The 25,081-nt window shown below is 62.7% G+C and carries 22 protein-coding genes; 16 read left to right on the top strand and 6 right to left on the bottom strand.

Annotated elements, in window-relative coordinates; genetic code table 11:
* The first annotated feature begins 30 nt into the window (after nucleotides 1-30).
* The 12 genes from bchC to dxs all read left to right on the top strand — a co-directional run bounded on the left by bchC (nucleotide 31) and on the right by dxs (nucleotide 11,127).
* Complete coding sequence (bchC, locus tag P775_RS05905) at nucleotides 31-972, top strand: chlorophyll synthesis pathway protein BchC (protein ID WP_099910110.1); 942 nt, start codon at nucleotides 31-33, stop codon at nucleotides 970-972.
* On the top strand, nucleotides 969-1,997 hold the full coding sequence (locus P775_RS05900) for a chlorophyllide a reductase iron protein subunit X (RefSeq protein ID WP_099910109.1): 1,029 nt from the start codon (nucleotides 969-971) through the stop codon (nucleotides 1,995-1,997). The genes bchC and P775_RS05900 overlap by 4 nt, the downstream gene beginning before the upstream one ends.
* Complete coding sequence (locus P775_RS27945; protein WP_180287338.1) at nucleotides 1,984-2,133, top strand: hypothetical protein; 150 nt, start codon at nucleotides 1,984-1,986, stop codon at nucleotides 2,131-2,133. The genes P775_RS05900 and P775_RS27945 overlap by 14 nt, the downstream gene beginning before the upstream one ends.
* On the top strand, nucleotides 2,130-3,698 hold the full coding sequence (gene bchY, locus P775_RS05895; protein WP_099910108.1) for a chlorophyllide a reductase subunit Y: 1,569 nt from the start codon (nucleotides 2,130-2,132) through the stop codon (nucleotides 3,696-3,698). The genes P775_RS27945 and bchY overlap by 4 nt, the downstream gene beginning before the upstream one ends.
* 76 nt (nucleotides 3,699-3,774) lie before the next feature.
* Entirely contained in the window at nucleotides 3,775-5,238 is a 1,464-nt protein-coding gene (gene bchZ, locus P775_RS05890) for a chlorophyllide a reductase subunit Z (RefSeq protein ID WP_099910107.1), read from the top strand.
* On the top strand, nucleotides 5,235-5,459 hold the full coding sequence (gene pufQ / locus P775_RS05885; protein ID WP_099910106.1) for a cytochrome PufQ: 225 nt from the start codon (nucleotides 5,235-5,237) through the stop codon (nucleotides 5,457-5,459). The genes bchZ and pufQ overlap by 4 nt, the downstream gene beginning before the upstream one ends.
* Nucleotides 5,460-5,579: 120 nt before the next feature.
* Nucleotides 5,580-5,729 (top strand): light-harvesting antenna LH1, beta subunit, encoded by a 150-nt coding sequence (pufB, locus tag P775_RS05880; RefSeq protein ID WP_072778079.1) that lies wholly within the window; start codon nucleotides 5,580-5,582, stop codon nucleotides 5,727-5,729.
* 14 nt (nucleotides 5,730-5,743) lie between these two features.
* Entirely contained in the window at nucleotides 5,744-5,899 is a 156-nt protein-coding gene (gene pufA, locus P775_RS05875) for a light-harvesting antenna LH1, alpha subunit (protein WP_099910105.1), read from the top strand.
* A gap of 159 nt (nucleotides 5,900-6,058) precedes the next feature.
* Nucleotides 6,059-6,901, top strand: coding sequence for a photosynthetic reaction center subunit L (gene pufL, locus P775_RS05870; protein ID WP_099910152.1), 843 nt, complete (start codon nucleotides 6,059-6,061; stop codon nucleotides 6,899-6,901).
* A gap of 9 nt (nucleotides 6,902-6,910) precedes the next feature.
* Complete coding sequence (gene pufM, locus P775_RS05865; RefSeq protein WP_180287346.1) at nucleotides 6,911-7,900, top strand: photosynthetic reaction center subunit M; 990 nt, start codon at nucleotides 6,911-6,913, stop codon at nucleotides 7,898-7,900.
* Between the two features lie 2 nt (nucleotides 7,901-7,902).
* Complete coding sequence (gene pufC / locus P775_RS05860) at nucleotides 7,903-9,018, top strand: photosynthetic reaction center cytochrome PufC (protein ID WP_099910103.1); 1,116 nt, start codon at nucleotides 7,903-7,905, stop codon at nucleotides 9,016-9,018.
* 192 nt (nucleotides 9,019-9,210) lie between these two features.
* Entirely contained in the window at nucleotides 9,211-11,127 is a 1,917-nt protein-coding gene (gene dxs / locus P775_RS05855; RefSeq protein ID WP_425439885.1) for a 1-deoxy-D-xylulose-5-phosphate synthase, read from the top strand.
* Between the two features lie 282 nt (nucleotides 11,128-11,409).
* Here dxs and idi read toward each other — a convergent pair whose 3' ends face one another.
* The 6 genes from idi to P775_RS05825 all read right to left on the bottom strand — a co-directional run bounded on the left by idi (nucleotide 11,410) and on the right by P775_RS05825 (nucleotide 17,728).
* Nucleotides 11,410-11,946, bottom strand: a complete 537-nt coding sequence (gene idi, locus P775_RS05850; RefSeq protein WP_099910102.1) for an isopentenyl-diphosphate Delta-isomerase — start codon at nucleotides 11,944-11,946, stop codon at nucleotides 11,410-11,412.
* Nucleotides 11,943-13,121: a geranylgeranyl diphosphate reductase gene (locus P775_RS05845; RefSeq protein WP_099910101.1), complete on the bottom strand. Its 1,179-nt coding sequence runs from the start codon at nucleotides 13,119-13,121 to the stop codon at nucleotides 11,943-11,945. Before P775_RS05845 ends, idi begins: the two co-directional genes overlap by 4 nt.
* 2 nt (nucleotides 13,122-13,123) lie before the next feature.
* Nucleotides 13,124-14,428 (bottom strand): BCD family MFS transporter, encoded by a 1,305-nt coding sequence (locus tag P775_RS05840; RefSeq protein ID WP_099910100.1) that lies wholly within the window; start codon nucleotides 14,426-14,428, stop codon nucleotides 13,124-13,126.
* Nucleotides 14,425-15,333, bottom strand: a complete 909-nt coding sequence (gene chlG / locus P775_RS05835; protein WP_099910099.1) for a chlorophyll synthase ChlG — start codon at nucleotides 15,331-15,333, stop codon at nucleotides 14,425-14,427. Before chlG ends, P775_RS05840 begins: the two co-directional genes overlap by 4 nt.
* Nucleotides 15,334-15,515: 182 nt before the next feature.
* Nucleotides 15,516-16,943: a transcriptional regulator PpsR gene (gene ppsR / locus P775_RS05830; protein ID WP_245875586.1), complete on the bottom strand. Its 1,428-nt coding sequence runs from the start codon at nucleotides 16,941-16,943 to the stop codon at nucleotides 15,516-15,518.
* Nucleotides 16,940-17,728, bottom strand: coding sequence for a cobalamin B12-binding domain-containing protein (locus P775_RS05825; RefSeq protein ID WP_099910098.1), 789 nt, complete (start codon nucleotides 17,726-17,728; stop codon nucleotides 16,940-16,942). The genes ppsR and P775_RS05825 overlap by 4 nt, the downstream gene beginning before the upstream one ends.
* 314 nt (nucleotides 17,729-18,042) lie before the next feature.
* On the opposite strand from P775_RS05825, the gene bchF reads away from it, so the two are divergent.
* From bchF to P775_RS05805, 4 genes are all read left to right on the top strand, one after another.
* Nucleotides 18,043-18,531: a 2-vinyl bacteriochlorophyllide hydratase gene (gene bchF, locus P775_RS05820; protein WP_099910097.1), complete on the top strand. Its 489-nt coding sequence runs from the start codon at nucleotides 18,043-18,045 to the stop codon at nucleotides 18,529-18,531.
* A complete protein-coding gene (locus tag P775_RS05815) occupies nucleotides 18,528-19,814 on the top strand; it encodes a ferredoxin:protochlorophyllide reductase (ATP-dependent) subunit N (protein ID WP_099910096.1) in 1,287 nt (428 codons plus the stop codon). The genes bchF and P775_RS05815 overlap by 4 nt, the downstream gene beginning before the upstream one ends.
* 61 nt (nucleotides 19,815-19,875) lie before the next feature.
* Nucleotides 19,876-21,429: a ferredoxin:protochlorophyllide reductase (ATP-dependent) subunit B gene (gene bchB, locus P775_RS05810; protein WP_099910095.1), complete on the top strand. Its 1,554-nt coding sequence runs from the start codon at nucleotides 19,876-19,878 to the stop codon at nucleotides 21,427-21,429.
* Entirely contained in the window at nucleotides 21,419-24,991 is a 3,573-nt protein-coding gene (locus P775_RS05805) for a magnesium chelatase subunit H (RefSeq protein WP_099910094.1), read from the top strand. Before bchB ends, P775_RS05805 begins: the two co-directional genes overlap by 11 nt.
* Nucleotides 24,992-25,081: the final 90 nt, after the last annotated feature.

Genomic DNA, 25,081 nt, shown 5'->3' with positions numbered 1-25,081 from the left:
TGGCAGTCAGACACAGGGGAGGGACACATCATGCAGACACAGGCCATCCTTCTTAAAGGTCCACAGGATCTTGGGCTTGATATGCTGACCCTGACCGATCCTGGGGCCAACGATCTGGTCGTCGATATTTTGCATTCCGGCATTTCGACAGGGACGGAAAAGCTGTTCTGGTCGGGTCAGATGCCGCCGTTTCCCGGCATGGGTTATCCGCTGGTGCCCGGCTATGAGGCCGCCGGAGAGGTGGTCGAGGCCGGCGCAAACACCGGCTACAAGCCCGGCGACCACGTCTTTGTACCGGGGGCGAATTGCTACGAAGGGGCGTTTGGCCTGTTCGGCGGCGCGGCGCTGCGGGTTGTGACCCACAAGGATCGCGTGACGCGAATCGATGCGGGCCACGGCGCGCAGGGGGCATTGTTGGCGCTGGCCGCGACGGCGCGTCATGCGATGGCCGGCCTGAACAAGGCGGTTCCCGATCTGATTGTCGGTCACGGCGTTCTGGGCCGGCTGCTGGCGCGGCTGACCGTTGCCGCCGGCGCACCGGCGCCGACGGTCTGGGAAATCGATGAAAGCCGTCAAGCCGGCGCGGTGGGGTACGAGGTGATCCATCCTGACAAGGATACGCGCCGCGATTACCAAAGCATTTACGACGCGTCCGGAAACGGCGCGCTGCTGAACGATCTGATCACCCGGATCGCCAAAGGCGGAGAGATTGTGCTGGCCGGCTTTTACACCCAGCCGCTGCAGTTTTCGTTCCCGCCGGCCTTTATGAAAGAGGCGCGGTTTCGCGTCGCCGCCGAGTGGACGCATGCTGACCTCGCCGCCACACGCGCGCTGGTCGAGAACGGTGCGCTGAGCCTCGACGGACTTATCACCCATCAATCCGCAGCCGCGAATGCGCCCGATGCTTATCGCACGGCGTTCGAGGATGCGGCCTGCCTGAAAATGATTTTGAACTGGAAGGACGCAGCATGAAAGACGAAGTGACTTCGCGCGCCGTTGGGCACGACGTGCCGAATCTGAAAGACTTCGACCAGCGGTTGCGTGACGAGGCGAATGAAGACCTCGCAGATATCCTTCCGACCGAAGCCACCAAAAAGACGCAGATCATTGCGATCTACGGCAAGGGCGGCATTGGCAAATCCTTCACGCTCGCCAACCTCAGCCACATGATGGCCGAGCAGGGCAAGCGCGTGCTGCTGATCGGCTGTGACCCGAAATCCGACACGACCTCGCTGCTGTTTGGCGGCAAGGCGTGCCCGACGATCATCGAAACCTCGACCCGCAAGAAGCTGGCCGGCGAAGAGGTCAAGATCGGGGATGTCTGTTTCAAGCGCGGCGGCGTGTTCGCGATGGAGCTGGGCGGGCCTGAGGTTGGCCGTGGTTGTGGCGGACGCGGGATCATCCATGGCTTTGAGCTGCTGGAAAAACTGGGGTTCCATGACTGGGATTTCGACTATGTGCTGCTCGACTTTCTGGGCGACGTGGTCTGTGGCGGCTTTGGTCTGCCCATCGCGCGGGACATGGCGCAGAAGGTGATCCTGGTCGCGTCGAACGATCTTCAGTCGCTGTACGTGGCCAATAACGTCTGTTCGGCAGTGGAGTATTTCCGCAAGCTGGGCGGCAATGTCGGTGTTGCCGGCCTTGTCATCAACAAGGATGACCATTCGGGCGAGGCGCAGGCCTTTGCCAAGGCGGTCAAGATCCCGGTGCTGGCGGCGATCCCGCAGGACGATGACCTGCGCAAGAAATCCGCGAATTATCAGATTGTTGGGACTATGAAGTCGCAATGGGGTCCGCTGTTTGCCGAACTGGCCGAGGCTGTGGGCATTGCCCCGCCGGTCAAGCCCGCGCCGCTGGATCAGGACGGACTTCTGGGGCTGTTCGATGCCAAGGATACGGGCGGCGATTACCAGCTGGTTCCGGCCACAGCCGAGGACATGCGCGGCAAGAATGCCATGCCTCAAGCCTCTCTGGAGGTGGTTTATGATGACGCGTGATCGCAAGCCCGAACCGGCGCATGGCGAGACGCGCCAAGCCCTGCAAGAGGCCCGCCCCGAACAGATTGAGCGGCTGCTTCAGGACATCCTGAAGATCCCTGCGAATGATGATCACAAGCCGAGCACACAGCCATGAGCGATGAAGTGACATATGACACCGCCGCAACGGCTGATGTGACTATGGGCCACCCGCGCGAGGGCGAGGTTCCATCGGTCGGGATGCCTGCGGACGGTCTGGGATGCCATTCGGGATCCGAGATGGAAAAAGCCGCCCGCATGGCTGGCAATTCCGAGATGCTGGACAAGTTCGCCGCAGATTATCCGCAAGGTCCGCATGACAAGCCGCAGTCGATGTGCCCCGCCTTTGGGTCGTTGCGTGTGGGGCTGCGGATGAAGCGGGTGGCGACGGTTTTGTCCGGCTCGGCCTGCTGCGTCTATGGCCTGACCTTTGTGTCGCATTTCTACGGGGCGCGGCGGTCGGTGGGCTATGTGCCCTTCAACTCGGAATCCTTGGTTACGGGCAAGCTGTTCGAGGACATCCGGGAATCCGTGCATGAGATGGCCGATCCCGACCGGTTTGACGCAATTGTCGTGACAAATCTGTGTGTTCCGACCGCATCGGGGGTGCCGCTGCGGCTGCTGCCGGACGAGATCAACGGCGTGCGGATTGTGGGGATCGATGTGCCGGGATTTGGCATTCCGACCCATGCCGAGGCCAAGGATGTGCTGGCCGGCGCGATGCTGAATTACGCCCGCAAAGAGGCCGAGGCCGGCCCGGTGGCGCGGCCGGCGCAGGGCAAATCCGACCGTCCGACGGTCAGCCTGCTGGGTGAGATGTTTCCGGCGGATCCGATGATGATTGGCGCGATGCTGGCGCCCATGGGTCTCGCGGCGGGGCCGGTTGTACCGTGCCGGGAATGGCGTGAACTTTATGCCGCGCTGGACTGTGGAGCGGTGGCGGCGATCCATCCGTTCTACACTGCAGCGGTGCGGGAATTCGAGGCGGCGGGCCGGCCCATCGTGGGCTCTGCTCCGGTCGGATATGACGGAACGGCGGCGTGGCTGGCCAATATCGGCGAGGCGTTCGGGTTGCCAAAAGACCATGTGGCGGCGGCGCAGAATGCGTTTTTGCCGGCGATCAAGGGCGCGCTTGCGGGCAGTCAGATCAACGGCACGATCACGCTAAGTGGTTATGAGGGTTCGGAACTTTTGGTGGCGCGGCTGCTGGTCGAGAGTGGCGCCGATCTGCGCTATGTCGGGACCGCCTGCGCGAAATCCAAGTGGTCCGAGGACGATGCCGCCTGGCTGTCGGCCAAGGGGATCAAGGTGAAATTCCGCGCCTCGCTGGAAGACGATTGTGCGGCGATGGAGGCGGTCCGGCCGGACCTGGCCATCGGGACGACTCCGGTCGTGCAGAAGGCGAAACAGATGGCCATTCCGGCGCTCTATTACACCAATCTGATTTCGGCCCGTCCGCTGATGGGGCCGGCCGGCGCGGGGTCTTTGGCTGAGGTGATCAATGCCGCCATCGCCGGAAAAGAGCGCATGGAAACAATGAAATCCTTCTTTGCCGGCGTGGGCGAGGGGGAGACTGCGGGCATCTGGGAAGGGTCGCCAAACCTGCGGCCTGACTTTCGCGCGGCGCATCAGAAGAAGCTCGACAAGCAGGCGCGCGCGGCCAAGGCGGAGCAGATGATATGACTCCGAATCGCCCTATGGAATGCGTATGGAACCCGTATGGTTTGCGTATGGCTGACGGCCAGACCGGCGGTGCGCCATGCTGATCCAGGATCATGACCGGGCCGGCGGCTATTGGGGCGCGATCTATGCCTTTTGCGCCGTCAAGGGATTGCAGGTGGTGATCGACGGCCCTGTGGGTTGCGAGAACCTGCCGGTGACATCGGTGCTGCATTACACCGACGCGCTGCCGCCGCATGAGCTGCCGATTGTCGTCACCGGACTGGGTGAGGGCGAGATGGGGGCGGGCACCGAAGAGTCGATGAAGCGGGCGTGGAAGGTTCTCGACCCTGCGCTGCCGGCGGTGGTTGTCACAGGCTCGATTGCCGAGATGATCGGCGGGGGCGTGACGCCGCAGGGGACCAACATCCAGCGGTTCCTGCCGCGCACGATTGATGAAGATCAGTGGGAATGCGCCGACCGGGCGATGACCTGGATCTTTACCGAATTCGGCATGACCAAGGGTCGTATGCCGCCCGAGAAGAAACGCGAAGAGGGCGCCGCGCCGCGGGTCAATATTCTGGGGCCGATGTACGGCACGTTCAACATGCCAAGCGATCTGCACGAGATCCGCCGTATGGTCGAAGGCATCGGGGCCGAGGTCAACATGGTGATGCCGCTGGGCGCGCATCTGGCCGAGATGCGCAATCTGGTGAATGCCGATGTGAACATCACCATGTACCGCGAATTTGGCCGGGGCCTGTGTGAGGTGCTGGGCAAGCCCTACCTTCAGGCGCCGATCGGGGTGGATTCAACCACCAAGTTCCTGCGCAAGCTGGGCGAGCTGACGGGGCTGGACCCCGAGCCGTTCATCGAGCGGGAAAAGCATTCCACGCTGAAGCCGGTCTGGGATCTGTGGCGGTCGGTGACGCAGGATTTCTTTGCCACGGCGAGTTTCGCCATTGTCGCGAACGAGACCTATGCGCGTGGCATCCGCAATTACCTTGAGGGCGATCTGGGCCTGCCCTGCGCCTTTGCCGTGGCCCGCGTGGCCGGCAAGAAGACCAACAACGAAGAAGTGCGCAGCATGATGCATGCCAAGCGTCCACTGATCGTGATGGGGTCGATCAACGAGAAAATGTATCTGGCCGAGATGAAGGCCGGGCACGGGCCACAGCCGACGTTCATTCCGGCGAGCTTTCCGGGGGCTGCGATACGCCGCCACACCGGGACGCCGATGATGGGGTATGGCGGTGCCACCTATGTTTTGCAGGAGGTCTGCAACAGCTTGTTCGATGCGCTGTTCCACATCCTGCCGCTGGGCACGGACATGGACCGTGCCGATGCCACACTGACACCGCTGCGCCGGGATTTCCCGTGGGACGGCGATGCACAGGCCGAACTTGACCGGATCGTCGCACAGCACCCGGTGCTGACGCGGATCTCGGCGGCCAAGAATTTGCGCGATGCGGCTGAGGCTGCAGCGCTCAAGCAGGGAGCAGAACGGGTCGTGTTAGAGACTGTTCAGGCGCTTTCGACTTCAACAGGAGGAATGACAACATGACGGACTTTACCACAAACGGGCCGCGCATGCGGTCGCACCACACAAAGCGTGGCGCCGAGTTCCATTTCTATTTCGCAATCATCTTTCTGGTGGCGATCCCGTTCGCAACCGCTGGATGGCTGCTGGATGTGTTCCAGAGACAGACGCTGAACCTGCATGGGCCGCTGGCGCGTGCCTGGGCCGAAGCGGACCGGATCACACCCCTGATTTTCTCGGCCTGAAAAGGCCGGGATCACGAGACTGACCGCCCTGGGAGGGGTGGACAGGCCAAGGGGGGCACGCCCCCGAGGACCCTGCCGCAGGGATTGCGGCGTCAGCACTAACATTCCGGAGGAAAGTTCATGGCTGATAATACCGACCTGTCGTTCACAGGTCTTACCGACGAGCAGGCACAGGAACTGCATTCCGTCTACATGAGCGGCCTTTGGCTGTTCTCGGCGGTTGCAGTGGTTGCGCACCTCGCAACCTTCATCTGGCGTCCGTGGTTCTGAAGGGGACATAGAAAATGGCAAAGTTTTACAAAATCTGGCTCATCTTCGACCCCCGCCGCGTGTTCGTGGCACAGGGCGTCTTTCTCTTCCTGCTGGCGGTGATGATTCACCTGGTTGTGCTGTCCAACGGCGTCAACTGGTTCGAGACCGCCGCACAAGCGGGCATGTAAACGCGCGGCCCCCTGCGGGGGGCACGCGGCACATCACGACATCTCTGCGGGCAGCCTGAGGCATCGGTTCGGTTGCCCGCAGTAGAACACCAAACAGCTTTGGAAATGACGGCATACGTCCCCGGGGGGAACGCGCCGCAAAACGCGGAGATCATGAAGATGGCTTTGCTCAGCTTCGAGAAAAAGTATCGCGTCCGCGGAGGGACGCTGATCGGCGGCGATCTGTTCGACTTCTGGGTGGGGCCATTTTACGTGGGCTTCTTCGGGGTCACGACTGCCTTTTTTGCCCTTCTGGGCACCATGCTCATATTCTGGGGTGCGGCCCATCAGGGCACATTCAACCCCTGGCTTATCAATATTCCACCGCCTGACCTGAGCTATGGTCTGGGTGCTGCGCCGCTGATGGAAGGCGGGCTTTGGCAGATCATCACCTTCTGCGCGACGGGGTCCTTCATCAGCTGGGCCCTTCGTGAGGTCGAGATCTGCCGCAAGCTGGGGATGGGGTATCACGTGCCCTTTGCCTTTGCCTTTGCGATCCTTGCCTACATGACGCTGGTGATCTTTCGCCCGCTGCTAATGGGGGCCTGGGGGCATGGGTTTCCCTATGGCATCTTCAGCCACCTCGATTGGGTCAGCAACACCGGCTATGCCTATCTGCACTTCCATTACAACCCGGCGCATATGCTGGCGGTGACACTGTTCTTTACCACCACCTTTGCCCTCGCGTTGCATGGTGGTCTGGTCCTGTCGGCGGCGAACCCTGAAAAGGGCGAAGACATGAAGACGCCGGATCATGAGGACACCTTCTTTCGCGACTTCATCGGCTATTCCATCGGCACGCTGGGCATTCACCGTCTTGGATTTCTGCTGGCGATCAACGCCGTGTTCTTTTCGGCGGTCTGCATCATCATCTCTGGCCCGGTCTGGACCAAGGGCTGGCCGGAATGGTGGAACTGGTGGCTCGATATGCCGATCTGGGGCTCTAACGTGGTGGGGATGTAAGACATGGCCATGATTGAATACCAAAACATCTTTACGCAGGTGCAGGTGCGTGGCGCCCCTGAGGTGGGCCTGGATGAACAGGGCACCCTGAGCGGAGAGCGGATCGGCACGCCGGGGTTTTCCAACCTTGCAGGCTGGATCGGCAACGCGCAGCTGGGCCCGATCTATCTGGGCTGGGCCGGCATGGTGTCGCTGGGTTGCGGGTGCCTGTGGCTGAACATCATCGGGATCAACATGCTGGCGCAGGTCAACTGGTCGATCCCGGAGCTGCTGCGGCAGGGGTTCTGGCTGGCCCTGGAACCACCAAGCCCGCAATACGGTCTGAAAATTCCGCCGCTGCAGGATGGCGGCTGGTACATCATCTCAAGCTTCTTCCTGCTTGTTGCGGTCTGCAGCTGGTGGCTGCGCAGCTACATGCTGGCGCAGGAGCAAAAGATGGGCAAGCACGTGGCCTGGGCCTTTGGCTCCGCGATCTGGCTGTTCCTTGTGCTGGGCCTGTTCCGTCCCATCCTGATGGGCAGCTGGTCCGAGATGGTGCCCTATGGCATCTTCCCGCACCTTGACTGGACCACGGCATTTTCGATCCGATACGGCAACCTTTACTACAACCCGTTCCACTGCCTTTCGATCGTCTTTCTTTATGGTTCGGTCCTGCTGTTCGCCATGCATGGCGCGACCATTCTGGCTGTGACCCGCTACGGCGGCGACCGCGAACTGGAGCAGATCGCTGACCGTGGCACGGCTTCGGAACGGGCGGCCCTGTTCTGGCGCTGGACCATGGGGTTCAACGCCACGATGGAGGGCATTCACCGCTGGGCCTGGTGGTTCGCCGTTCTCACCCCGATCACCGGTGGTATCGGCATCCTTTTGACCGGCACTGTCGTCGACAACTGGTTCATCTGGGCACAGGAACACCATTTCGCGCCGATGTATGACGGATCCTACGGATACGGCGAATACGGCACCTATGAAGGCTTTATCGGACAGGGGGGTAACTGATCATGCTACCGAACTGGTTCTTCAAATGGAATTCGGAGCGACCGGCCAATATCTACGGTCCGGCCATCCTGGTCGGCGCGGTCGGATCTGCGGTGATCGTGGTGGTGGCGCTGATAAGTCTGGGGCAGCCCTATGCCACAGCCTCGATCCAGACCGGGCCGGCCGGCACGGGCATGTCGCGGACCGAATTCAAATCGGACCTGGCAAAACCGGACCCGTCCATCGAAGCGATGTATTTCGATGAGCCCTATATCCCCGAGGGCGGTGAAAATCTGGCCAAGGATATCTATAAGAACGTCCAGGTTCTGGGCGATCTCACCGAAGACAACTTTAACCGTGTGATGGGGGCCATGACCCAGTGGGTCGCCCCCGAACAGGGCTGCGCCTATTGCCACGGCGACGTGGCGCTGGAGGAATACGGGGCGGATGACCTTTATACCAAGGTCGTTGCGCGCCGGATGATCCAGATGACGCAGAACATCAACGAGAACTGGGATGGGCACGTCAACGTCAACAAAGAGGTTGGTGTGACCTGCTTCACCTGCCATCGGGGTGAAAACGTGCCGTCGGACATCTGGTTCCGCATTGCCCCGGTCACCAAGGCGACCGAAGGCTGGTCGGCTGTGCAGAACCGCGTGACAGTGCAGTCCCAGTATACTTCTTTGCCGTCAGATGCGCTTGAGACCTATCTGCTCAAGACGGAATCGATCAAGGTGCACAATCTTGACGCGCATGCGGATGAATATCCCTCGGATCCGGATGTGCCGACCTGGCAGAATGCGGAACGGACCTTCTCGCTCATGAACTACATCAGCAATTCGCTGGGGGTGAACTGCGTGTTCTGTCACAACTCCCGGGCCTTCTACGACCCCGGTCAGGTGACGCCGCAATGGGCGACCGAACTGCTGGGCATCTCGATGGTGCAGGAGTTGAACAACGAATATCTCGTGCCCCTGACCGAAGTCTATCCGCCCGAACGTCTCGGACCGGTCTACCAGGACGCGCCCAAGGCCGCCTGCAAGACCTGCCACAAGGGCTATCAGCAGCCGCTGCAGGGCACGAATGTGATCGGAAACTATCCCGAACTCGCCGCAACGGGTGCGCCGGTCTACGATTGAATGATGGGCCGGGGCGGCTGTTCCTGCCCCGGCCCCTGCCAGATCTGGCCCGCGGTTTTCCAGCGGGTCGGATGTCGGGGGGTCCAGACACCCCGGTTCCCATCCTGTTGGCTACAGGATCCTGGCGTCACGTTCCTGTCGGCAATCCGATTGCAGCGTGGCGCCATTTCTTTCTCTGAAAGGATGCCTCAGATGAGCAATACCCCCACCCTTGACCGCGTCGCCGGCCCTGCCGATCTGCGCGCGATGAGCGATCCGGATCTGTCGCGCCTTGCCGGCGAGCTGCGACAGGAATTGATCGAGGTGGTGTCCGAGACCGGCGGGCATCTGGGGTCGTCTCTGGGGGTGGTCGAGCTGACCGTGGCGATCCATGCGGTGTTCAACACGCCGATGGACAAGCTGATCTGGGATGTGAGCCATCAGAGCTATCCGCACAAGATCCTGACCGGCCGGCGCGACCGCATGCGCAGCCTGCGCCAAAAGGGCGGGCTGTCGGGGTTCACGAAACGGTCTGAATCGCAGTTCGACCCGTTTGGGGCGGCGCATTCCTCGACCTCGATTTCCGCTGCGCTTGGCTTTGCCGTCGGGCGTGACATGGGCCGGCCCACGGGCGATGCGATTGCCGTGATCGGGGATGGCGCGATCAGTGCCGGCATGGCCTATGAGGCGATGAACAATGCCGGGGCCGAGGGGCGGCGGCTGTTCGTCATCCTCAACGACAATGAGATGAGCATCGCGCCGCCGGTGGGGGCGATGTCGTCCTACCTGTCGCGCCTTTATGCCAACGAACCGCTGGCCAAGATCAAAAGCCTGGCCGAAGGGTTCGAAGCGGCCCTGCCGGCACCCATGCGCGACAGCGCCAAACGCGCGCGCCAGATGGTGACGGGGGCCTTGCAGGGGTCCGGTACGCTGTTCGAAGAGCTGGGATTCGACTACATCGGCCCGATCAACGGGCATGACATGGACCAGCTGCTGCCGGTGCTGCGGGCGGCGCGGGCGCGGGCCACGGGGCCGGTGCTGATCCATTGCTGCACGGTCAAGGGGAAGGGCTATGCCCCCGCCGAGGCGAGCGCGGACAAATACCACGGTGTGTCGAAATTCAACGTGGCGAGCGGCGCGCAGGCGAAATCCAAACCCGGCGCACCGTCCTATACGGCGGTCTTCGGGCAGGCGCTGAGCGATGAGGCGGCCCGAGATCCCGATATCGTGGCGGTGACGGCGGCCATGCCGGGGGGCACGGGCCTCGACATCATGGCGAAACGCTTTCCGGGGCGGGTGTTCGATGTGGGCATTGCCGAACAGCATGGGGTGACCTTTGCCGCCGGCATGGCGGCAAGCGGGCTGAAGCCGTTCTGTGCGATCTATTCCACCTTCCTGCAGCGCGGCTATGATCAGGTGGTGCATGATGTGGCCCTGCAGGGTCTGCCGGTGCGCTTTGCCATCGACCGGGCCGGCCTTGTGGGGGCCGATGGCGCGACCCATGCGGGGTCCTTTGACCTGGCCTATCTCAGCAACCTGCCGGGATTCACGGTGATGGCTGCGGCGGATGAGGCCGAGCTGATGCACATGGTGGCGACGGCCGCGTCGCATGACGCCGGCCCCATCGCGTTCCGCTATCCGCGCGGCAATGGCACGGGGGTGCAGCTGCCCGAACGGGGTGAGGTTCTGCAGATCGGTCGTGGCCGGGTGCTGCAGGAGGGGACTGACGTGGCGCTGCTGTCGCTGGGCACGCATCTGGGCGAATGTCAGGCCGCCGCCGCGCTGCTGGAGGCGGAGGGGATTTCGGTCACCATCGCCGATGCGCGCTTTGCCAAGCCGCTGGATATGGAACTGATCACTCAGCTGGCGCGGCATCATCAGGCGCTGATCACGGTCGAACAAGGCGCGCGCGGCGGGTTTGGTGCGCAGGTGCTGCAGGAAATGGCGGCGCGTGGGTTGCTGGACCGGGGTCTGCGGGTGCGCACGCTGACCCTGCCGGATCGGTTCATCGATCAGGGCACGCCGGATGAGATGTACAGCGATGCGGGGCTGACGCGGCTCGACATCGCGCGCGTGGTGCAAGAGGCGTTGGGGCGCGAGAGCCGCGTTGTGCCGCTGCGCTCTGTCTGAAGGGTCTGGTCTTTTCCGTAGGGTTGGATGGGGGCTCTGCCCCCGTCTCCGGTGAACCGGAGACTCCCCCGGGATATTTTTGGGCAGATGAAACGGTGGAGTACGTTTCTGGACCCGCGTCTGTGGTTGGCCTTTGTTTAACGCGGGTTTGAAATGCGTGTGAGAGAAGGGGGGCAGGACCGTCCCCTGCTTCTTCTCTTTCCTAAATACGCCCTTACGACTCCAGAAACCGCCGCAGCCCTTTGGGTTGGGCGGTGATGCTGCAAAAGCCGTTTTCAGGGGTCAGGAATGGGCGAGCATCTCGGGCGAGAAGATGCGGCTGGCGTAGGTGTCGAGGTAGATCCGCAGCCAGGGGGTGAAGCGGGCGGGGTTTGCCGTCACGTCGCGGAGGAGCGCGTCATAGCTGAGCCAGCGGGTTTCCATCACTTCGGCAGGGTCCGGGTCGAGGCGGAGGTTGGCGGGCGCTTCGGCGAGGAAGATGTCCACCACCTCGTGTTCGATCAGCCCGCTGCCCACATCGGCGCGGTATTCCACGCGGTCGCGGTAATCGGGTGACAGGCCAGTGATGCCCAGTTCCTGCGCCAGCCGGCGGTTGGCGCAGTCCAGGCTCGATTCGTCCCATTCGGGATGGGTGCAGCAGGTGTTGGCCCAGAGCCCCGGCGTGTGGTATTTCCCCATCGCCCGGCGCTGGATCAGAACCGTGTTCCCGTGGGTGACAAAGACCGAGACGGCCTTGTGGCGCAGGCCTTTGACATGGGCCTCAAGCTTGTCCACCGGCACCAGCGTGCCGTTCACCCAGGCGGGAATTTGGATCGTCATACATAGGTCTCCCGCACAAGGCCGGTGAGGTGGCTGAGGTTCTTGATCCCGATCTTGAGATGCGCCATGGGGCGCGCCGCGACCAGCTTCTTGTTCATATAGGCCTCGAACGTCAGCTTTTGAACGTCGATATCGTGGCAAAGCGACACAAACCGTTCGCGGCGGCTGTCAGAGCGATAATAGGCGTTCTGCATGGCGCCGAGAACCTTGAACACCTGCTTGTGCTCTTTCATGAACAGGCGGCGGGCGAGGGCGAGGTCGGTGATGCGCCCCGAAACCAGCGTGGCGGCAGCGGCAGTGGCGGCGACGCGCCCGCCGACCATGGCGTAATAGATGCCTTCGCCCGAAGACGGCGCGACGACGCCGGCCGCATCGCCGGCCAGCACCACGTCATTGGCATTGTCCCAGAAGCGCAGCGGTTTCAGCGGGATTGGCGCGCCTTCGCGGCGCAGCGTCTTGCAGTCGGCGAGGCCCGAGGCGAGGCGGAGCGCTTTTGTTGCCTCTTTCAGGTTCACCTCTGGCAGGATTGTGCCCATGCCGACGCTGGTGGTGCTGCCATGGGGAAAGACCCAGCCGTAGAAATCGGGTGAGATGGCGCCGTCATAGACCACGTCGCAGCGCATCGGATCATAGGTGTCTGTGGCCTCGGGCGCCTCGATGATCTCGTGATAGGCCAGAACGTAGGGGATGCGGTTGCCGCCGGGGACCTGCTGGCGCGCGACCTTGGAGCGTGCCCCGTCAGCGCCGATGATCAGGCGGGTCTGGAGTTTGCGTTCCTCGCCGCTGTCCTTGTCGCGGTAGATCACGAATCGCTTTTTGCCCTCGCGTTCGATGCGCAGATAGGTGCCGGTGAAGCGGTGCGCGCCGGCCTCTTCGGCGCGGTTGCGCAGGAAGGGGTCAAAATACTTGCGGTCGACCATGCCGACAAAGCCGTTTTCGATCGGGATATCGACCCTGCGCCCGCTGGGGGAAATCATGCGTGCTGTGGTGACCTTGGCCACCAGCTGATCGTCGGTGATGGCGAAATCCTGCATCAGGCGGGGCGGGATCGCGCCGCCGCAGGGTTTGATGCGCCCGTCACGGTCGAGCAGGGCAACAGCGTGGCCCGAGCGGGCCAGATCTTCGGCGGCAGTGGCGCCAGAGGGGCCTCCGCCCACGACGACAACGTCAAACATGGTCATTCTCCCGGTACGAGGGCAGATTTTGGCGCTGCCGTGGTGTCTGTGGTCAGGTTCAGGGCGAGGGTGGCGGCGATCAGGAATACCGCGCCTTCGGCGGCGAAGACGCTGCCATAGGCCAGCGGGTCCGAGGCGGTGAGGCTGCGCATGATGTCGGTGGCGGCGGTGCCGAGGAAGGAGCCGAGGCCAAAGGCGATGGCCTGAGCCGCGCCGAAGATGCCCATGCGGATGCCTTCGCGGGCATCGTCGCCTTCGCGCGCGAGTGTCATCATCGCGCCGATGGCGGCGACGGCAAAGCAGCCGTTGGCAAAGCCGAGGGTGAAGACATTGAGGGCCAGCGGCCATGTGGGGGCGTGCATCCCGCCCCAGGCCATGGCGAGCAGGGAGGCGCCCGAGAGCAGGCAGCCGCCGGTGATCCAGACGCGAATCGGCACGGTGACCCAGCGCGCGAGCAGGGTGCCCGAGAGGAGGACGGCGAGCATACCCATCAGCGCGCCGGCATGGTGCATGCCGCCCAGCTGCGTGCTTTGCCCGACGGTCATGCCAAAGACGTGGCCGGCGAAGGGTTCCAGGATCAGGTCCTGCAGGTTGTAGGCGAGCATGGAGGCGAAGACGAAGATGGTGAAGCGGCGCACGCGCGCATCGGCCCAAAGTTCGCGGGCGACCTGTGCAAAGCTGGCGTCGCGGTTGGGTTTCGGGCGGGCGCGGGCTGGTGTGCGTTCCTGTCCCCATGTGCCGATCACGGCTAGGATCAGGGCAATGGCGCAGACGCCGGCGGTGACGACGACCAGCCGGGTGGGGCTGTAGGGATCAAGCAGAATTCCGGCGGTGATGCCGGTTGCGGCAAGGCCAAAGATCATCATGATCCAGACGGCGCTGCCGGCGGCGGCCTGTCGGCCCTCGCCCACGCGTGACGCGAGCAGGGCAAGCAGGTTTGTGCCGCCCGCGCCGATGCCAAGGCCGATGAGGACAAAGGCCGGGATGGCCACGGCAATGCCGAGGGTGGTGGACTGGGCCATGAGGCCGACCGAAAGCGAGGCCCCAAGCGCGCCGAGGCCAAGGACAGCAACGCCGCCGATGATCCATTGGGTGCGGCGGCCGCCGGTGTCGGCGTCATGGCCAAAGCGCGGGCGCAGGAACTGCATGCCGTAATAGAGCGAGACGAGCAGGCCAGGCAGGATCGCGGGCAGGGCCAGCTCCACGACCATGACGCGGTTCATCGTGGCGGTGGTGAGCACCACAATCGCCCCGAGGGCCATCTGGACAAGGCCAAGCCGCAGGATCGAGAACCAGCTGAGGGTCATTGCAGCACCTCTATCGTGCGCAGGGCGAAGGCGGACACCATCATGCCGCTGACATACATCAGAACGCCGGTGCCGTTGTACCAGGGGGCCTTGGCCTTGGGGTCGCGCAGCATGACGGACATGGCCCAGAGCTGGCCAAGGGTCAGCGCCATGACGGCGGAGGCATGGGCGGGGTGGTGCCATTTGGCCAGTGCGATGATCACGAAGATCTGCGGAATGATCATCACGATGCAGGCGACCTTGGCCGCCTTTTCCGGGCCGAGGGTGACGGGGAGGGAGTTGACCCCCATCTGGCGATCACCCTCCAGCGCCTTGAAATCATTGAGGGTCATGATGCCATGGGCGCCGATGCCATAAAGCAGGGCGATGAGGATCACGGGGGTGGCTGGCAGGGTCTGGGACAACACGGCAGCACCGGTGAACCAGGGCAGTGTTTCATAGGACAGACCCACAAGGCCCGGGCCCCACCAGCCGGATTTCTTGAGCCGGACGGGTTCGGCGGAATAGGCCCATGCGGCAAGCACGCCGACCACGGTGGCGATGAAGCCCCATGTGCCGAGCAGAGAGCCGACGGCCAGCGACAGCACCGACATGGCCAGTGCGATCCACAGACCCCAGCGGCCCGGAATGCGCCCCGAGGGGATCGGGCGGTCGGGTTCGTTGATCGCGTCCACGTGGCGGTCGCACCAGTCGTTGGCGGCCTGGCTCATCCCGCAGACGATCGGGCCGGCGAGCAATATGCCCAGAATGACCATCGGCCAGTTGGACAACATCGGTTGCCCCGAAGCGATCAACCCGCAGACATAGGCCCACATCGGCGGGAACCATGTGACAGGTTTGATCAGCCGCAGCATGGCTGCAGGCTCGGGGTATTGGCGGGGGTGTAAATTTGTGCTGACACTCATGTGTAAACTAAACACGACATTTTGAGTCGCCGCAAGATTAACGATGTCAGATTTAGAATGTCGGCGGGGATGGGTCAGAGGGGTGTGTGCGTCTCGGTTCAAACCCTATCCGGATGTACGCTCTCCTCCTTTGATCGAGTGCGCGATCAGATGGGCTTTGTCCTGAGTCAAACCCGCAACGCCTAGGCGTCGCCATCCGTCTCTTTGCTGAGCAGGCCGTATTTGCGCAGCTTGACGTAAAGGCTCTGGCGCGACAGGCCCAGCATTTCGGCGGCGGCGACGCGGTTGTTGCGCGTCAGGCTGACGGCGGTTTCGATGCACATCTTTTCGACGACATCGGTGGTTTCCGTCACGATTTCCTTGAGCGTGGCAGAGCCGACCAGCTCCATCACGTTGCGGCTCGATTCCTCGGCGCCCTGTAACGGGGCTTTGCGCATGGCATCGACCCGGGTGGCGTCGCGGATGACAAAGCCAAGTTCGGGTTCGTTGCGGTCGTCGAGATAGGTGGCCGACATCTCGATCGCGGTTTTCGATCCGTAATCATTCATCAGCTTGGTGGAATAAAGGCGCATCTGACCGGAGCGCCGGGCGTTTTCGATCAGCACCGACATGTCGATCTGTCCGCGGCCGAGAAATTCCGACAGGTTGCGGCCCTTGATATCGACCAGATGCGCGGCATCTATGAGGTCGAGGAAGCTGTCGTTGCAGGCGTGAATGACACCGGTGATGCTGGTGAACAGAACCGCATCAGCCCCCTTGTCGAACAGCATGTTCAGATTGACGCTGAGTTCGTCATGTTTGGCGGAGACATCGCCCGAGGTGGTCAGGCGGCAGATCAGCACGCGTTCGCCGCCTGCGCGAAAGACCGAAGGTGTCACCACAACCTTCTTGCGGCTGCGGCGCGTCTGCACCTCAACCCCGGCTGCGGCATCGGAGAAGGACGTGTTGACCAGACCGTCGATGAATTCCTCGCGACGCTTGTCGCGGAATTCCTGAGCGAAGGAGGCGCCGACCAGTTCGTCCCGGGTGGTGCCCAGCAGGGCGGCGGCGGGTTCGTTGGCATCCTTGACCCGACCGTCGGTCACGGAAACGAAGACCACCGCATCATGCACCGTGCGCAGCAAGAGGCGATAACGGGCGTCAAATTCGCGGCGTGATTCGTAGCCCTGTTCCAGCGACATCTGCGCCTGAACCAGCTGCTGCTGGGTTTCGGCGATGGGGCGCAGGTCGCGGCCCAGCATCAGCAGGGATTGTTCGGCGCCAAAGGGATGAAAGCTGTAGCGGACCGGGAATTCCCACACGGCGTTATCGGTGTGATTGAGTTCAACCGATTTCGTCGGGGCCTTGCCGTTCTTGTAATCGCTCTGGATCGCGTCGAATTTCGGGATGCTGTCGATGGTCAGGAATTCCCGGATCGACCGGCCTTCCCAATGCGCGAGATTGCCAAAGGACGTCTCGTTGCGGTTCAGCAGAACCGAGAGGATGACGCCATTGCCCGAAACGACCAGTGCGATATCTGACGCCACACCAATGATGCTCGACAGTAGCTCTGGCTCGATCAGAGGTATGGAGCCATTGCTCCAGAAGCTGGATCTGGTGGAATTCATCATTTCGCCACGGTCTTTAACTTCGGCCTTTTCTTTTCGCAGAGTTTGTAGGCGACCCTGACATCAGAGGTCACCAGATCTGCACCCGTTCTTTCCTTGACGCGGTCCGTAAGGTCAAGGACCAATCCACCTAGCGCCACAGGGGGGCAGTCAGGGGTTAAATACCTGATCTGTCTAACCATTGTAGCGATAGTTGCAAGTGCACCGGTATCGGAACACGAAAACATTAACAGATCATATGTGTCTTCGCTGAGCATCTGCACAACTGTTTGGCTATCTGCGCCGAACAACACACGCACAGAGGCCCCCAGACGGCGCAACTGGGCAATCGCGACATGCGGCCCCAGCGTATGAGTGTCATCAACCTGCAGGCTGACAAGAATCGAAATCTGGTCTTCGGGGTCGGAAATACGCGTGAACCACGGGATCGCCAGAAGCGTCAGCAACCCCTGAAGCCGCGCAGTCGCGATGGTGACCTGCGCAAATGTGATTTCGTCCTCTGCCCACATGAGGCCAAGGGTGCGGGCCGCTTCGGGGATGTAGATGTCGATCAGCTGTTCGGGCACCAGCCGGTTGTCCCGCAGGTTCGACAGCAGCAGTTCAGCGTCATGGCCGGTTTTCGACAGGCAGTCACTGACCATCTTGCGCAGCATGCTGGGCCGAATGGTCTGGCTGCCCTCGTCCGATTTGTCGTTGATGACAGAGATGACGGTTGAGGCGAGGCAGGCAATGTCGGGCCTGCCCGTTTCCTCGATCGCGCGGTCATGGGTGAGTTGGTCGTGCGTCATGGCAGTATCTCCGCAAACCAGAACCGCATCTGTCAAACCGACCCGGACGGCAAGCTTGTCAAAACAACAAGTGAGACAGAGTGTGGTTCCGCACGCACAAATTGTCAAAGATAATTGACACTTTGCGATATACTGGTGTCTGGGGGCATGGCCTCGGGGGCGTTTTCTTTCTGAAATCTTGGAAATTCCCTGTTTTTCAGGTAAAATGCGGAATTCGGGGTTGGACAGATGGTCTGCGCAAATTGTGTAAGTTTTAATTGACACTTTTGCCAACCCGGAGTTAGGCTGACCTTACACTAGCCACGGAATCAACCATGACTCAGTCTTCCCTCCCTCCCGGAAAACCGGTGTTTCTCTACACTCCCGAACAGCGCCAGCGCCGGGATTCGTCGGTCTGGACGCTGATCCAGGGGGTTCTGGCGCCGCTGCAGTTCGTGGCCTTTCTGGTCTCTCTCGCGCTGGTTCTGCGCTATCTCGTGACCGGCAACGGATATGATGCGGCCACGATCTCGATCCTGGTCAAGACAGCCTTCCTGATGCTGATCATGGTGACTGGCGCGATCTGGGAAAAGGTGGTGTTCGGGCAGTATCTGTTTGCCCCGGCCTTCTTCTGGGAAGACGTGTTTTCCTTTGTCGTGATCGCGCTGCACACCGCCTATGTCTGGGCGCTGATGACCGGGGCGATGGGGCCCGACGGACTCATGGTGCTCGCCCTTGCGGCCTATATCACCTACGTGATCAACGCGGGTCAGTTCCTGTGGAAACTGCGTCAGGCCCGGCTTCAGCAGGAGGCCGCAGCATGACCGACCGCTTTGCCCCACCCCCAAGCCGTGGTTGCTCCGACACGCCTGTTCTCAAACAGCGCGGCCAGCACGAGGTGTTCTGCGGTCTGACCGGGATTATCTGGCTGCACCGCAAGATGCAGGATGCGTTCTTTCTGGTGGTTGGCTCGCGCACCTGCGCCCATCTGCTGCAGTCCGCCGCCGGCGTCATGATCTTTGCCGAGCCGCGGTTCGCCACGGCGATCCTTGAGGAAACCGATCTGGCCGGCCTTGCCGATGCCCAGGACGAACTCGACCGCGTGGTGGGCCAGCTGCTTGAGCGCCGTTCCGACATCCGCCAGCTGTTCCTTGTGGGCTCTTGCCCGTCCGAGGTGATCAAGCTGGATCTGTCCCGCGCCGCCGCGCGCATGACCGAGAAATTTGCGCCGCGCGTGCGGGTTCTGAACTATTCCGGCTCCGGGATCGAGACGACCTTTACCCAGGGCGAAGATGCCTGCCTCGCCTCGATGGTGCCGGTGTTGCCGCAAAGCGCGGCGCGCGAATTGCTGCTGGTCGGCGCGCTGCCCGATGTGGTGGAACAACAGGCCGTGGGCCTGCTTGAGGCGATGGGCGTCGGCCCGATCCGCGTGCTGCCCGCCGCCAGTGTGAATGACAGCTACGGCATCGGCGAAAACACCGTTTTTGCCCTGACGCAGCCGTTTCTGACCGACACCCATGCGGCGCTGGAACGCCGGGGGGCGCGCCATATCGCGGCGCCTTTCCCGTTTGGCGAAGAAGGCACCACCGCCTGGCTGCGCGCCGTGGCGTCAGAATTCGGCGTCTCGCAAGAGCTGTTCGACACAGTCACCGAAGCACCCCGCGCCCGCGCCCGCAAGGCCGTGGCGCAGGCCTCGCAAAGCCTGAATGGCAAATCGGTGTTCTTTTTCCCCGACAGCCAGCTCGAAATCCCGCTGGCCCGTTTCCTGACCCGCGAATGCGGCATGACGGCGATCGAGGTTGGCGTGCCCTTCCTGCACCGCGCGGTGATGGCGCCGGATCTCGACCTGCTGGCTCAGGGTCCGGTGATTGCCGAAGGTCAGGATGTGGACAAGCAGCTGGACCGCTGCCGCGCCGCGCGTCCGGATCTGAGCATCTGCGGCCTCGGCCTTGCCAATCCGCTGGAAGCCGAGGGTCTGACCACCAAGTGGTCGATCGAGCTGGTGTTTACCCCGGTGCATTTCTACGAACAGGCCGGCGATCTGGCGGGCCTCTTCTCGCGCCCGCTCCGCCGCCGGAACCTCCTGAAACTGGAGGCCGCCGAATGATGTTTCATCTGCCCACAAATATCCCGGGGGTGTGGGGGCTGGCCCCCACTGCGGCGCTGACATGAAACTGACGGTTTGGACATACGAAGGCCCGCCCCATGTCGGTGCCATGCGCGTCGCGACCGGGATGACCGGGCTGCATTACGTGCTGCACGCGCCGCAGGGCGACACCTATGCCGACCTGCTGTTCACCATGATCGAGCGGCGCAACCATCGCCCGCCCGTCACCTATACCACCTTTCAGGCCCGCGATCTGGGCTCCGACACGGCGCATCTGTTCAAGACGGCCTGTCTGGACGCCTACGAGCGTTTCAAGCCCGAGGCGATGATCATTGGCGCCTCCTGCACTGCCGAGTTGATCCAGGACGATCCCGGCGGCATGTCCGAAACGCTGGGCCTGCCGATCCCGATGATCCCGCTGGATTTGCCAAGCTACCAGCGCAAGGAAAACTTTGGCGCGGATGAGACCTTCTTTCAGATCTGCCGCCATCTGGCGCGCCCGGTGGAGAAGACCGCCCGCGTCAGCTGCAACCTGATCGGGCCGACCGCGCTTGGGTTTCGCCACCGCGATGACATCACCGAACTGACCGGGTTGCTGATGGAGATGGGGATCGAGGTCAATGTGACCGCGCCGATGACCGCGTCACCGTCGGATATCAAACGTCTGGGCGCGGCGCATTTCAATGTGCTGATGTATCCCGAAACCGGGGAATCCGCTTGCCGCTGGATGGAGCGGGAACTGGGTCTGCCCTTCACCAAAATCGTGCCCATCGGCATCGGGGCGACCCGGGATTTCATCGCCGAAGTGTCAAAACTGGCCGGTATCGCGCCTGTTCTGGACGAAAGCCGCCTGCGGATGCCGTGGTATTCGGCCTCGGTGGACAGCACCTATCTGACCGGCAAGCGGGTGTTCCTGTTTGGCGACGGCACCCATGTGGCCGCCTGTGCGCGGATTGCGCGCGACGAGATGGGTTTCGACGTCATCGGCATGGGCTGCTACAACCGCGAACAGGCCCGCATGCTGCGCGCCGTGGCCAAGGATTTCGGTGTCGAGGCCCTGATCAGCGACGACTACCTTGAGGTCGAGCGCACCATCGAGGCGCTGGCGCCCGAGCTGATCCTGGGCACCCAGATGGAGCGCCACATCGGCAAGCGGCTGGGCATCCCCTGTGCGGTGATTTCCGCCCCCGTGCATGTGCAGGATTTCCCGGCGCGCTATTCGCCGCAGATGGGCATCGAAGGCGCGAATGTGATTTTCGACACCTGGGTGCATCCGCTGGTCATGGGGCTGGAAGAGCATCTGCTGCACATGTTCCGCGATGATTTCGAATTCCACGACGCGGCCGGCGCCAGCCACCATGGCGGCAAGGCTGTGGCGCGCCCGCCCGAGGTCAGTGCGGAGGCCGAGGTCGCTGAAGGGCGTATTTTTGAAGAAGAGAAGCGGGGGGCGTTCGAGATTGTCTGGCTGCCCGCTGCCGAGAAGGAACTGAAGAAGATCCCGTTCTTTGTGCGGGGCAAGGCGCGGCGCAACACTGAACATTACGCCACTGAACGTGGTGTGGCCGAGATCAGTGTTGATACGCTTTATGAGGCAAAGGCCCATTATGCGCGATGATTTCACCATAACCCGCGCGGACAGCGCCTATTCCATCGTGATCCTCACGCTTGATTCCCATGCGGCCGGTCCGGTGGCGCGGGCCTCGGAACGGCTGAGCCGGGATTTTCCGGGGCTGATGGTCAGCGTGCATGCCGCCGCCGAATGGGGCGAGAACCCCGAGACCTTGGAGCAGGCCCGGGCGGCGATTGCGACGGCCGATATGATTGTGGTCAATCTGCTGTTCCTTGAAGAGCATGTGCGCCCGATCCTGCCGGATCTGCGCGCGGCGCGGGACCGGGTTGACGGCATGATCTGCGTGATTGCCGATGCCGAGCTGGTCAAGCTGACCAAGCTGGGTGGTCTTGATATGTCCAAGCCCGCCTCGGGCATGATGGCGCTGATGAAGCGGCTGCGCGGGTCATCCAAACCCTCGACCGAGAGTGGCGCGAAGAAAATGGCGCAGCTGCGCCGTCTGCCAAAGATGCTGAAGCTGATTCCCGGCAAGGCGCAGGATCTGCGCAGCTGGTTTCTGGTCATGCAATACTGGCTGGGCGGGTCGGACGACAATATCGAGGCGATGGTTCGTTACCTGCTGGGCAAATACGCAAGCCGGCCCGAATGGCTGGGCGCGGTTGGGGCGGCCCCGGTGGAATACCCGGATGTGGGTCTGTATCACCCCGATCTGCCAGAGCGGATCACCACCACTCTGGCGGATCTGCCGACGCCAAAGGACCCTGTGGGCACTGTCGGGTTGCTGATGATGCGGTCCTATGTGCTGTCGTCAGATACGGCGCATTATGATGCGGTGATCCGCAAGTTCGAGGCGCGCGGGTTGCGGGTCATCCCGGGGTTTTCCGGCGGGCTGGACGGCCGGCCGGCCATTGAGGCGTATTTCCTGACCAAAGAGGGCAGCCGGATCGACGCCATGGTGTCGCTGACCGGCTTCAGCCTTGTGGGCGGGCCGGCCTATAACGACAATGCCGCCGCGATCAAGGTGCTGAAGGCGCTGGATATTCCCTATATCGCCGCACACCCGCTGGAATTTCAGACGCTGGGCCAGTGGGCCGACAGTCCGCAGGGGCTGGGCCCGATCGAGACAACGATGCTGATCGCGCTGCCGGAACTGGACGGCGCGACCAACCCCACGGTGTTTGGCGGCCGGCACGGCCCCGATGGCTGTCAGGGGTGCCAGTACATGTGTCAGAGCCAGTCGGCGAGCAAGGCCATGGCGCCCTGTTCCGAGCGGATCGACAGCCTGGCGGAAAAGGTCGTGCGGCTGGCAAAGCTGCGTCAGAAGACGAATGCCGAAAAGAAAGTCGGCATCGTGCTGTTCGGCTTTCCGCCCAATGCCGGCGCTGTGGGCACGGCGGCCTATCTGTCGGTGTTTGAATCGTTGTTCAACACGCTGCATGCGATGAAGGCCGAAGGCTACCAGATCGAGCCGCCTGAGACGGTGGATCAGCTGCGCTCGGCCGTGCTTGAGGGTAATGCGGCGCAGTATGGGCAAGAGGCGAATGTCGCGGCCCATGTGAGCGCGGATACCATCGTGCGCACCACGCCGCCGCTCAAGGTGATCGAGGCGGTCTGGGGGCCGGCGCCGGGCAAGATCCAGTCGGACGGGCGCGGTGTGTTCGTGCTGGGCAAGCATTTCGGCAATGTCTTTGTCGGGGTGCAGCCGACGTTCGGGTACGAGGGTGACCCGATGCGCCTGCTGTTCGAACGCGGCTTTGCCCCGACCCATGCCTTTACCGCCTTTTACCTGTGGCTGAAGAACACGCTTGAGGCCGATGTGATCCTGCATTTCGGCATGCATGGCGCGCTGGAATTCATGCCGGGCAAGCAGGCCGGTCTGGGTGCGCGCGACTGGCCGGACCGGCTGATCGGCGAGATGCCGAATGTCTACCTCTATGCGTCGAACAACCCGTCAGAGGCGTCGCTGGCCAAGCGCCGGTCTGGCGCTGTCACGGTCACGCATATCACGCCGCCGCTGGCGCAATCGGGTCTGTACAAGGGCCTACAGGATCTGAAGGACAGCCTGACCCGCTGGCGCCGGATGGACCCTGCGGATGCCATGCGCGACGAGCTGCAGGCACTGATCGCCGAGCAGGCCGAGGCGGTGGATATGCGCGGGATCGGGCCGGATGCCCTTTGGCTCAAGCTGCTGGAGACCGAAAATGCGCTGATCCCCGATGGCCTGCATGTGATGGGTCGCGGGTTTTCGGATGCGCAGCGCGCCGACTACCTGGCGCTGATCGAAGGCCTTGATGACGAGACACGCGCACGGGTGGACGGGCTGCTGCAACAGCAGACCGAGATCCCGGCGCTGATGCGTGCCCTGTCGGGTCGGTATATCGAACCAGTGCCCGGGGGGGACCTGATCCGGTCGACCGACGTGCTTCCGACGGGGCGCAACATCCATGCGTTTGACCCGTTCCGGATGCCGACAGAATTTGCCTGCCGCGATGGTGCGAAACAGGCGCAGCTGTTGCTGGAAACCCATCACTCTGTGCCGCGCACCGTGGCGCTGGTGCTGTGGGGGTCGGACAACATCAAATCCGACGGTGCGCCGCTGGCGCAGGCGCTGGCGCTGATGGGGGCCAAGCCGCGGTTTGACAGTTTCGGGCGGATTTCCGGCGCGGATCTGGTGCCCTTGGCCGAACTGGGCCGGCCCCGGATCGATGTGATCATGACGCTGTCGGGGATTTTCCGCGATCTGCTGCCGCTGCAGACCCGGATGCTGGCCGAGGCCGCGCTGAAGGCGGCGATGGCCGATGAGCCGGTCGAGATGAACTTTGTCCGCGCCCATGCGCTGGCCTATGCCGAGAGCATGGGGGTCGATATGGAGACCGCCGCGTTGCGGGTGTTTTCCAATGCCGAGGGCGCCTATGGGTCCAACGTCAACCTGCTGGTGGATTCGTCTGCCTTTGGGGAAGAGGACGAGCTGGCCGATGCCTATGAGGCGCGCAAAAGCTTTGCCTATGGTGTGAACGGCAAGGCGAGCGCCAATCCCAAGCTGCTGCAGAAGGTGCTGAAGGATGTCGATCTGGCCTATCAGAACCTTGAATCGGTCGAGCTGGGCGTCACCACGGTGGACCATTATTTCGACACGCTGGGCGGCATTGCCCGGGCGGTGAAACGTGCCCGGGGGGGTGTCGAGGCGGCTGTCTATATCTCGGATCAGACGCGGGGGGCCGGCAAGGTGCGCACGCTGAAGGATCAGGTCGCGCTGGAAACCCGGTCGCGGTCGCTGAACCCGAAGTGGTTTGAGGGTCTGCTGAAGCACGGCAGCGAGGGCGTGCGCCAGATCGAGGCGCAGGTGACCAACACCATGGGCTGGTCGGCGACGACGGGGCAGGTGGACCCCTGGGTCTATCAGCGGATTTCCGAAACCTTTGTGCTGGACCCCGAGATGCGGGCGCGTCTGGCCGAGCTGAACCCGACTGCGTCGAGCCGCATGGCGAACCGTCTGCTGGAAGCACACGAGCGCGCCTACTGGACGCCCGATGCGGCGACGCTGGCGGCGCTGCGGGATGCGGCGGATGCGCTGGAAGACCGGATGGAAGGGGTGGCGGCAGAATGAGCAGCGTTTGCGACATCCGTGGCGTCGGACAGGCGCGTATTTGGAAAGAGAAGAAGCAGGGGCTTTGTGCCTTTGCCGAAAGGAGTTTCT

The organism is Puniceibacterium antarcticum (genome assembly GCF_002760615.1).
GTDB classification, from domain to species: Bacteria; Pseudomonadota; Alphaproteobacteria; order Rhodobacterales; family Rhodobacteraceae; genus Puniceibacterium; species Puniceibacterium antarcticum.
The sequence above is the reverse complement of the archived record's forward strand: the minus strand, read 5'-3'. Positions and strand labels throughout refer to the sequence as shown.

Excerpts from the sequence above, each read along its gene's own strand:
- bchY (WP_099910108.1), top strand. The coding sequence starts at position 2,130 with ATGAGCGATGAAGTGACATATGACACCGCCGCAACGGCTGATGTGACT.
- pufQ (WP_099910106.1), top strand. The coding sequence starts at position 5,235 with ATGACGGACTTTACCACAAACGGGCCGCGCATGCGGTCGCACCACACA.
- P775_RS05815 (WP_099910096.1), top strand. The coding sequence starts at position 18,528 with ATGACCGACCGCTTTGCCCCACCCCCAAGCCGTGGTTGCTCCGACACG.
- pufB (WP_072778079.1), top strand. The coding sequence starts at position 5,580 with ATGGCTGATAATACCGACCTGTCGTTCACAGGTCTTACCGACGAGCAG.
- bchC (WP_099910110.1), top strand. The coding sequence starts at position 31 with ATGCAGACACAGGCCATCCTTCTTAAAGGTCCACAGGATCTTGGGCTT.
- P775_RS05840 (WP_099910100.1), bottom strand. The coding sequence starts at position 14,428 with ATGACCCTCAGCTGGTTCTCGATCCTGCGGCTTGGCCTTGTCCAGATG.
- ppsR (WP_245875586.1), bottom strand. The coding sequence starts at position 16,943 with ATGATGAATTCCACCAGATCCAGCTTCTGGAGCAATGGCTCCATACCT.
- pufC (WP_099910103.1), top strand. The coding sequence starts at position 7,903 with ATGCTACCGAACTGGTTCTTCAAATGGAATTCGGAGCGACCGGCCAAT.
- dxs (WP_425439885.1), top strand. The coding sequence starts at position 9,211 with ATGAGCAATACCCCCACCCTTGACCGCGTCGCCGGCCCTGCCGATCTG.
- pufA (WP_099910105.1), top strand. The coding sequence starts at position 5,744 with ATGGCAAAGTTTTACAAAATCTGGCTCATCTTCGACCCCCGCCGCGTG.
- idi (WP_099910102.1), bottom strand. The coding sequence starts at position 11,946 with ATGACGATCCAAATTCCCGCCTGGGTGAACGGCACGCTGGTGCCGGTG.
- P775_RS05845 (WP_099910101.1), bottom strand. The coding sequence starts at position 13,121 with ATGTTTGACGTTGTCGTCGTGGGCGGAGGCCCCTCTGGCGCCACTGCC.
- P775_RS27945 (WP_180287338.1), top strand. The coding sequence starts at position 1,984 with ATGATGACGCGTGATCGCAAGCCCGAACCGGCGCATGGCGAGACGCGC.
- chlG (WP_099910099.1), bottom strand. The coding sequence starts at position 15,333 with ATGAGTGTCAGCACAAATTTACACCCCCGCCAATACCCCGAGCCTGCA.
- bchB (WP_099910095.1), top strand. The coding sequence starts at position 19,876 with ATGAAACTGACGGTTTGGACATACGAAGGCCCGCCCCATGTCGGTGCC.
- pufM (WP_180287346.1), top strand. The coding sequence starts at position 6,911 with ATGATTGAATACCAAAACATCTTTACGCAGGTGCAGGTGCGTGGCGCC.
- P775_RS05900 (WP_099910109.1), top strand. The coding sequence starts at position 969 with ATGAAAGACGAAGTGACTTCGCGCGCCGTTGGGCACGACGTGCCGAAT.
- pufL (WP_099910152.1), top strand. The coding sequence starts at position 6,059 with ATGGCTTTGCTCAGCTTCGAGAAAAAGTATCGCGTCCGCGGAGGGACG.
- bchF (WP_099910097.1), top strand. The coding sequence starts at position 18,043 with ATGACTCAGTCTTCCCTCCCTCCCGGAAAACCGGTGTTTCTCTACACT.
- P775_RS05825 (WP_099910098.1), bottom strand. The coding sequence starts at position 17,728 with ATGACGCACGACCAACTCACCCATGACCGCGCGATCGAGGAAACGGGC.
- bchZ (WP_099910107.1), top strand. The coding sequence starts at position 3,775 with ATGCTGATCCAGGATCATGACCGGGCCGGCGGCTATTGGGGCGCGATC.
- P775_RS05805 (WP_099910094.1), top strand. The coding sequence starts at position 21,419 with ATGCGCGATGATTTCACCATAACCCGCGCGGACAGCGCCTATTCCATC.